This is a genomic window from Micromonospora sp. HM5-17 (assembly GCF_003762835.1).
In the GTDB taxonomy this organism is placed as follows: domain Bacteria; phylum Actinomycetota; class Actinomycetes; order Mycobacteriales; family Micromonosporaceae; genus Plantactinospora.
Window position 1 is genome coordinate 1 of the sequence record NZ_RJWA01000025.1, and the last position, 3931, is coordinate 3931.

The 3931-nt window shown below is 63.9% G+C and carries 3 protein-coding genes; all 3 read right to left on the minus strand.

Going from position 1 to position 3931, the window contains the following annotated elements; translation table 11 throughout:
- A partial coding sequence (locus EF879_RS26700) for a Gfo/Idh/MocA family protein (protein ID WP_370375566.1) occupies positions 1-1176 on the minus strand: 1176 nt, incomplete at its 3' end.
- Positions 1177-1200: 24 nt separating this feature from the next.
- Positions 1201-2277 carry a substrate-binding domain-containing protein gene (locus tag EF879_RS26705; protein ID WP_123563335.1) on the minus strand — a complete coding sequence of 359 codons (1077 nt, stop codon included), beginning with the start codon at positions 2275-2277 and terminating at the stop codon, positions 1201-1203.
- A 528-nt stretch (positions 2278-2805) separates the two neighbouring features.
- The gene (locus EF879_RS26710; RefSeq protein ID WP_233604776.1) at positions 2806-3828 is read right to left on the minus strand and encodes an ABC transporter permease; all 1023 of its coding nucleotides are present in this window, start codon (positions 3826-3828) and stop codon (positions 2806-2808) included.
- Between the last annotated feature and the right edge of the window lie 103 nt (positions 3829-3931).

Genomic DNA, 3931 nt, shown 5'->3' on the forward strand with positions numbered 1-3931 from the left:
CTCGACTTCGGTCCAGGTGGAGTGGTGGTTGGCGGATCGGGTGACGGCGTCGAGGACGTGTTGGACGTGGAGGCCGTCGGTGAAGGTGGGGGTGGGGTTGGTGTTGGTGGTGATGGCGTGGAGGAAGTCGTGGGTTTGGTGGGTGAAGGTGTGTTCGTAGCCGATGATGTGTCCGGGTGGCCACCAGGCGGTCAGGTAGGGGTGGGTGGGTTCGGTGACGAGGATGCGGCGGAAGCCTTGTTCGGTGTTGGGTTGGGTGGCGTCGTAGAAGTCGAGTTCGTTGAGGCGTTCGAGGTCGAAGGTGAGGGAGCCGTGGGAGCCGTTGATTTCGACGCGGAGGGCGTTGCGGCGGCCGGTGGCGAAGCGGGTGGCTTCGTAGGTGGCGATGGCGCCGCCGTCGAGTCGGGCGAGGAACAGGGCGGCGTCGTCGACGGTGACTTCGCCGTGGCCGTTGGTGGTGGTGTGGGCGGATAGTCCGGTGGAGGTGGTGGGTAGGGGGCGGTGGGTGATGAAGGTTTCGGTGAGGGCGGTGACGCCGGTGATCCGCTGCCCGGTGACGTATTCGGTGAGGTCGATGATGTGGGCGCCGATGTCGCCCAGGGCGCCGGAGCCGGCCTTGTCCTTCTGGAGTCGCCAGACGAGGGGGAATTGGGGGTCGATGATCCAGTCCTGCAGGTAGACGGCGCGGATGTGGCGGATCGTGCCGAGTCGTCCCTGGGTGACGAGGTGGCGCATGAGCGCGACCGCGGGGACGCGTCGGTAGTTGAACCCGCACATGGCGCGGATGCCTCGGGTTTGGGCGGCGGCGGCGGCCTCGGCCATGGCTTGGGCTTCCGCGACGGTGTTCGCCAGGGGTTTCTCACACAGGACGTGTTTGCCGGCGGCGAGGGCGGCGATGGCGATCTCGGCGTGGCTGTCACCGGGGGTGCAGATGTCGACGATGTCGATGTCGTCCCGGTTGACCAGGTCGCGCCAGTCGGTGACGTATCCGTCCCAGCCCAGTCGGGCGGCTGCGGCGGCGACCTTCGTCTCGTCACGGCCGCAGACCAGTGCCATGCGGGCCTTAACCGGCAGGTCGAACACCCGGTTGACGGTCCGCCACGCCTGGGAGTGCGCGGCTCCCATGAACGCGTAGCCGACCATGCCGACCCGTAGTTCTCGTGCAAGAGTGGACAAGGTGGGTCTCCCCCCGGTGGTGTGTCAGAACCCGAGCTTGGCGTAGGCGGCGGCGTTCTCTTTTGTGATCGTCTCCGACGCCAGCGTGATCTGCTTGGGAACCTGCAGTTCGACCAGATCGGACATGCCCCGTCCCTGGGCGATCAGCCGGGCCAGGGAGATCGCCGACGACGCCATCGACGGACTGTAGGTCACGGTCGCTTTCAACACCGTGTTGTCCGCGGCGATCGCGTCGATCGCCGCTTTCGACCCGGCCCCGCCGACCATGATGAACTCGGACCGGTTCGCCTGCGCGATCGCGGCCAACACCCCGATCCCCTGGTCGTCGTCGTGGTTCCACAACGCGTCCATCCGCGGCAGGGCCCGCAGCAACTGCGCCGCCTCCGCCTGACCCGAGTCCGCGGTGAACTGCGCCGACCGCCGGTTGGCCACCCGGAACCCGAACGTGGCCAACTCCGCCGCGAACCCCGCCGACCGCTCCTGCGTCAACTCCAACGAGTCGATCCCCGCGATCTCCCCGATCACCGGGTTACTGATCCCCCTGGCCCGCATCTGCTCACCGATGAACCGGCCCGCGGCCACACCCATACCGTAGTTGTCACCCTTGATCTGCAGCCGGTACGCCAACGCGTCCGGGAACGCCCGGTCCAGGTTCACCACCGGGATCCCGGCCTTCATCGCCTCCAACCCGACCGCGTTCAACTCCTTCCCGTCATGCGGCAACACCACGATCACATCCGGCTTCTGCGAGATCAACGTCATCAACGCCGACCGCTGCGCCGCCGCGTCCGCACCCGCCTCCACCTTCCGATACTCCACATCGGAGTACACCTTCGCCTGCGCCTCCGCGTTCGCCGTGATCGCCGCCAACCAGCCATGATCCGCAGCCGGAGCCGAAAACCCGATCACCACCCGCCGACCCGGCGAACTATTCGGATTCACCCCCGCATCCGCCTGCTTCACCTGCTCCCCACCAGCCGGCGAACCCTCATTACTCGTGCACCCCCCCACCAACACACCCGCACCCACCACCGCCGACCCCACCAACAACCGTCGACGCGACACATCACGCACCGACCCCAACACATCACGCTGTACCATCACAACCTCCAAAACCTAGAAACCCGTCACGAAAAGACGATCATCAAAATGTCGGTCGGGGGGGCAGTCGACAATTTCAGGTCGAGGGACTGCTCGAGCCCACCGTGTGAGGGGATGGCAAGGGCGTCAACTCCTTCACAGAACCGGGTTCTCGGAGAACAACCTTCGAGAGAAGAAAGGGGGGGTGACAGGAGAACCAGCCCCGGCGAACCGTCCGGGACACCGGCAACCAACAAACGCGGCAAACCAGCCGTGGAGATATTCGACGATCAGCTCACGAAACGGGAGAAGATGACCTCAACTCCTTCACACGAGGGGCGTTCGGGGGATCCAGAGCCTGCCTGTGAGGGTGTCGGGTAACCAGCCCGTGGGCAGAGGGTCCACCCGACCAAGCACGCGGGGGTTCGGACGATCAGCCTGTGGAGGAAACTCAGGGGGTGTGTCAGCTCCTTCAAGAAACGGGATACTCCGAGGGGAATCAAAGCCTGTACGGGTGGTGGCCAGCCCGGCGAGGGATACTCGGGCGAGCTAGCGGGCAGGGGTGAGCCGGTTACGGGTGAAGAACTGGGTAAGAGACCGGAACCGGAACTGCTGAACCAGCACCGCGGCCACAATAATCCCACCCTTCACCATGTTCTGCGTCTCCGTCGACAGATCATTGATCACGAACAGGTTCGTGATCGTGGCGAAAATAACCACACCCAGCAGTGAACCAACAATCGTCCCCCGCCCACCACTGAGCAACGTCCCACCAATAATCGCCGCCGCGATCGCATCCAACTCGTACAGGTTCGCCATCGCCGCCTGCGCCGAATTCGCCTGCGCCGTCAACATGACCGCAGCAATCCCACAACAAAAACCCGACAACGTGTACAACAACACCGTGTGCACACGAACGTTGATCCCCGCCAACCGAGCCGCCTCCGGATTACCCCCCACCGCCACCGTCCGCCGCCCAAACGTCGTCCGATTCAACAACACCCAACCCGCCACACCCACCACCACAAACACCACAACCAACAACGGAACCCCCAACACATCCCCACTGGCAATCCCATTAATCGTCGCATTACCCGACACCTGCGTCTGCTTACCAGAAATCTCCGCCGCCAACCCCCGCGCCGCCACCAACATCGCCAACGTCGCAATAAACGGAACCAACCGACCATACGAAATCAACAAACCATTAACCAAACCCACACACGTCGCCACCGTCAACGCCGTAAAAATCATCCCACCCGCACCAAACCGCTGCGTCGCAACCGTCGTCGACCACACCCCCGCCAACGCAATAATCGCACCCACCGACAAATCAATCCCACCACCAATAATCACAAACGTCATCCCAACCGTGACCACACCCACCGCAGACGCCAACGCAAGAATCGACATAACATTATCCCCAACCCACCCCACATCACCATACAAATCCGGCCGAGTCACCACACCAACAACCACCAACACCACCAACACACCCACCAACGCCACATTCCGCCGAACCGACTCCCCCACCTCCCCACGCCACCAACCCCCCACCAAACCCAAACCCAAACCCGACCCCGAACCCGACCCCGAACCCGAACCCGACACCGGAACCGACCCAGACACCGACCCCACCGACGACACCGTCTTCCCACCCTCACCCACGCTCATG

Coding starts and splice junctions, on each gene's coding strand:
- EF879_RS26705 (WP_123563335.1), bottom strand. CDS start 2,277: ATGGTACAGCGTGATGTGTTGGGGTCGGTGCGTGATGTGTCGCGTCGA.